This is a genomic window from uncultured Mailhella sp., assembly GCF_947631555.1.
In the GTDB taxonomy this organism is placed as follows: Bacteria; Desulfobacterota; Desulfovibrionia; order Desulfovibrionales; family Desulfovibrionaceae; genus Mailhella.
In genome coordinates, this window is the sequence record NZ_CANRLT010000117.1 from 1 (window position 1) to 4,617 (window position 4,617).

Here is a 4,617-nt window from a genome sequence, read left to right on the forward strand (position 1 = left end):
CATCGGCTCTCTCGTCTGCCTCCGACATCCCCTCTCTCATTTCCTCAAACCGCGGAGAAGGACTCGGATCTCAGCTCCCAGGGTTCCTCAGGCATGCCCCCGGAAAAAGCATCAGACGTATACATGAAGCCGGCGCCTTCGTGGATGCCTGAATGTCCGTAGAGACAAAATCTTCAACCATCCCAATCATATCTCATCAGAAAGAAGGCGAGGCGCCTGAGGGATGCCGGGAGCCGGTCCGGCTTTCGTCCCGAATGGGAGCGGACTCTCCTGCCTTCACTGCACCCTCCTCCGCCATCTCACGCTTGCTGTGTTTGTGCATACGGGAATCCTGCCAACGACACGGGCTCCGACAAAACAAATGCAGACCAGAATAGCTGTGAACATGTACGGACGGACGCCCGGCCAGAAAGCAGTCGGCTGGGAGTTCTCGCTGGAGGCGGAACGATGACATGCGAAGACGCGAAGGGACTGCTCATGCAGGCAGCAAAAAAGCGTGCCGCGTGACAGTCACACCGAAATCGGCGCCGCGTCATCCGTCATCTCCGCAGCGGCTCTGCAGCGCAGCCGGGCCGCGACACCGACCGCAGTCGATATACAAGGAAACTGCTGCCCCCAAGAAGAATCTGTTGCTGCAGGGGGGAAGAAATGCCTGTGGCTCCGCAATGCCGCCCTGTCTCGACATGGCTCGCAGTCACGTTACTGACCCTGGGGCTTTCAACGAGAAGACGTTCATGCCGCGGTTTGGACGTAATGAGAAGGTATGGAAGATATGGCTCCAGTATGTCGCAAATGGGCTTACCGTCGTCTGGCGTTCTTTACAGACTGAGAATAGCCGCGGCGTATTGAGAGGAGGACGCGAAGCGCGACTGCAAGGAGCGAGCAATTCGCCCAGAAGCAACAGAAAGACCCTTCGGTCTCGAAGATATTGCGTTTTGGACCCGCGTAAAGAAAGACACAGCGGCTATCAGAACTCGTATGAAGCTCTCGATCATGAGTAGTCCGAAACTTCCAGTATTCTGATACAGCCTACAGCAAGCAGCCACCAGAGCAGGCATCCTCGACGGCCGGCACGCCGCAGGCATCTGATACATTTCGCTCGTATACCATGCGACAGGCTTGTAAAAGAAGGAGCATCCGCGTATTTTCCAGGAATACCGGAGAGATGTCAACGAATGTAGCTCCGGATATACTGAGGAGGATGGATGCGGAGCGCCCGTCAGGTATTGTGGCCTCGCCTAAGCATATAAGTCCTTACAGATAAAAGCTCACAGACGGAGCGGTATAGCGAAGGCTGTGCAGAGTGGAGCCGCGGTGAATCACATACTCAACAGTTCTGGATCAGCAACGGCGGAACGATACTACGGTTCCGGGTGAGCCGCGGTTTCGGGTAAGTATAAAGAAGGGCGCATTGTCTGGATGTCAGGGTCTCTCTGAAGCTCTGGAAGTATGGATGCTTGGGACGCCCGCCAGGTCCCAGGGGCGGCGCCGGAGCGTAAAAGGCTCAATGGAAAAGCGCAGCCAGAGCGGTATAGCGGAGGTTGCAAGGCGATGCCGTACGAAGTCAGGTTCACTACGGTCCCGGTCGAGCAGCGGCAGCGCGTCCCTGCGGTTCCGGGCAAGCCTCATTTCCGGGCCAGTACAGAGAAGGGCGTTCGGATGTCTGGGCAGGCAGAGGAACAACGGTGAGTGTGTGCCGCTCCCATGGGACAGAGGATCGTCGGAGCAGGGATGAGAGTCGGCCAGTGCGCCAAAATATTCGCGTACTTTTGCCACAGACAAAAGAGAGAACGAAGAGATTTGTTCCTTCTCAGGTAAGTATTTGGGACAGCCTGCAGCGAGATGGATATCTGCAGAAGCGGAATGCCCCTGCGCGGCCGCAGGAGGCATTCTGGCTGCATCCATGTATTCAGGTGAATACAGACACACCCTTTTTCTGAAAGCGATTTTAGGGCATCCTGGAGCCGTACAGGGGGCATCTCAAAAAAATCGCAACGATCAGGACCGGGACGTTTCGTCGTGTAGTTCCGGACATACGAAGGAAGGCGATTGGGACGCCCGCCAGGTGTTTGTGGCTTTGCCCAAGCGTGTAAGTCTTTACAGACAAAAGCGCACGGCCGGAGCGGTATAGCGAAGGCTGTGCAGAGTGGAGCCGCGGCGAGTTATGTACACAACAGTTCCGGACAGACAGCGGCGGAACGATACTACGGTTTCGGGTGAGCTGCGATTTTGGGTAAGCATTGAGAAGGGCGCCGGGTCCGAACATCGGAGTTTCTCGGTAAGCTCTGAAAGCGTAGGTGTCTGGGATGCCCGCCGGGATGTCAGACGCTGCGCCTGAGCGTAAAAGGCTCAATGTAATAGCGCAGTCGGAGCGGCATAGCGGAGACTGCATAGCGATGCCGTATAAGGTCAGGCATACTACGGTCCTCACCCAACAGCGGCAGAGCGCCCCTACGGTTTCGGATATGCTGCGGTTTTGGAACATCTCAAAGAAGGGCGATGGGATTTGGGACAGCCTACAGCAAGATGGTGATCGCGCCGGCATCTTAGGCATCGGGGCACGCCACAGTCATCCGGAAAGCTCCGCACGTCTACCGTGCGGTAAGGCAGTAAAAGGCAGAACGCTTGCGTCTCCGCCGGAATGATCGGGAAGATGTTCAGTCTCGCAGTTTCGGATGCACGGAAAGACGCAACTGTATGCGTCGCCCGCCAGGATGCTTGTGGCTGCGCCTGAGCGTGCAAGTCCCTACAGACAAAAGCGCACTGCCGGAGCGAGATAGCGAAGGCAGTGCAGAGTGGAGCCGCGGTGAGTCATTCACACAACAGTTCTGGACTGGCAGCGGCGGAACGATACTACGGTTCCGGGTGAGCTGCGGTTTCGGGCAGGCGTAAAGAAGGGCGCCGGGATGTGAGGGTGATGTTAGGGTGATGTGAGGGTTAGTGTCCTGTGGAAACGTCGGCGCAGTAAGTGTGGGATGGATGTGGGCAGGACAAAAGGCCCCTTGTGGGGGCCTTTTTGTCCTTCTCCTGGAGCCGGTCATCTAACGATGAGCTTATCGACCAGCGAGTGGTCGCAGTCGAACAGGTACAGCAGGTGCCGGGCTGCACCGGACGGCACGTTCCTGCCAGCCTCCCACGCCTCCACCGTCCGTGTGGACACGCCAAGCGCATTGGCCAGCGTCCGCTGGGACAGGTCCAGTGACTTCCTGATCCGGGCAACATCTTCAGCCTTGTACTCCGGAACAGGACTCTCACGAACGACGACTCGGCACCGGGACATATCTCACTGCGCAAAGGCCACGGCATCTTCCAGACTAGCTTTCAGGGACTCGTAGTAGCTCTTATCCCCCATAGGTCGATCCTCCTTCTTGATGATGACCAGTTTGTGAAGCGTCTTCTTCTCGCCCTCGCACAACTCGGAGGTCAATATAGGCTCTCTCCTCATAGCATGACCTCTCTTCACTGCCATCATATACGATCCAATCGTAGTTGTAAAGTCTGCAGCGATGAAACGGTTCTGGATATCATGGCTCCTCGGAGGCGGTAAAAGAGTGGACAACATGTACGCCCGCCAGATGTCAGGGGCTGCGCCTGAGCGTAAAAGGCTCAATGTAATAGCGCAGTCGGAGCGGCATAGCGGAGATTGCAAAGTGGAGCCGCGGTGAGTCATTCACACAACAGTTTCGGACTGGCAGCGGCGGAACGATATTACGGTTCCGGGTGAGCCACGATTTCGGGTATGCGTAAAGAAGGGCGATGGGATTTGGGACAGCCTACAGCAAGGTGGTGATCGCGCCGGCATCTGGGATACCGAAGTCACGCCACAGTCATCCGGGAGGCTCCGCACGTCCACAGTGCGGTAAGACGGCAGAAGACGGAACGCTTGCGTCCTTGCCGGGATGACCGGGAAAATGCTCAGTCCCACAGTTACGGATGCGTCGAGGGAACAAGAATGCCTGGGACGCCCGCCAGGTGTCAGGGGCAGCGCCTCTGCGAAAAAGGCTCAACATAAGAGCGCAGCCGGAGCGGCATAGCGGAGGCTGCACAGCGATGCCGCATGAAGCCCGACTCACTACAGTTCCCATCCAGCAGCGGCAGAGCGCCCCTACGATTTCGGCCGAGCCGCGTTTCCAGGTAGGCGTAAGGAAGGGCGCAGTGAACTGGATGTCAGAGTCTCCGGCAGTCTCCGAAAGCACAGGCGTCAGAGCCGCCCGCCAAAATGCCAGGGGCTGCGCCTGAGCGTGCAAGTCCCTACAGACAAAAGCGCACTGCCGGAGCGAAATAGCGAAGGCGGTGCATAGTGGAGCCGCAGTAAATCATGCACACAACAGTTTTGGATCGGCAGCGGCGGAACGACCCTACGGTTCCGGGTGAGCCGCGGTTCTGGGTAAGCATAGAGAAGGGTGCTAGGCCCTCCCTCTCAGGTCTCCCCTCTCTCCCGTTTCCATACTGCCCAGGAGCGAGATGTGTGGGGGGCAGAGAGCCGTGAGACGACACAAGGGACTGGTCCGGGGGGCAGGACGCGAAGTATGGGGACATGGGAGTGGATGTCTGAGGAGACGGTGGGTCCGCAAAATACAGAGTACGGCAGAGAAAGCCCCCTCCCCTGCCATGGCT

2 protein-coding genes are annotated in these 4,617 nt (G+C 57.6%); both read right to left on the reverse strand.

Annotation, left to right across the window (positions count from 1 at the left end):
• Positions 1-3,037: 3,037 nt before the first annotated feature.
• Positions 3,038-3,280 carry a helix-turn-helix domain-containing protein gene (locus Q0Z94_RS11900; RefSeq protein WP_366517617.1) on the reverse strand — a complete coding sequence of 81 codons (243 nt, stop codon included), beginning with the start codon at positions 3,278-3,280 and terminating at the stop codon, positions 3,038-3,040.
• Between the two features lie 3 nt (positions 3,281-3,283).
• On the reverse strand, positions 3,284-3,427 hold the full coding sequence (locus tag Q0Z94_RS11035; protein WP_298069679.1) for a hypothetical protein: 144 nt from the start codon (positions 3,425-3,427) through the stop codon (positions 3,284-3,286).
• Positions 3,428-4,617 lie beyond the last annotated feature (1,190 nt).

What these genes read in the sequence shown, in the direction of transcription:
- Q0Z94_RS11900 (WP_366517617.1), bottom strand. Translation starts at nt 3,280, where the DNA reads ATGTCCCGGTGCCGAGTCGTCGTTCGTGAGAGTCCTGTTCCGGAGTAC.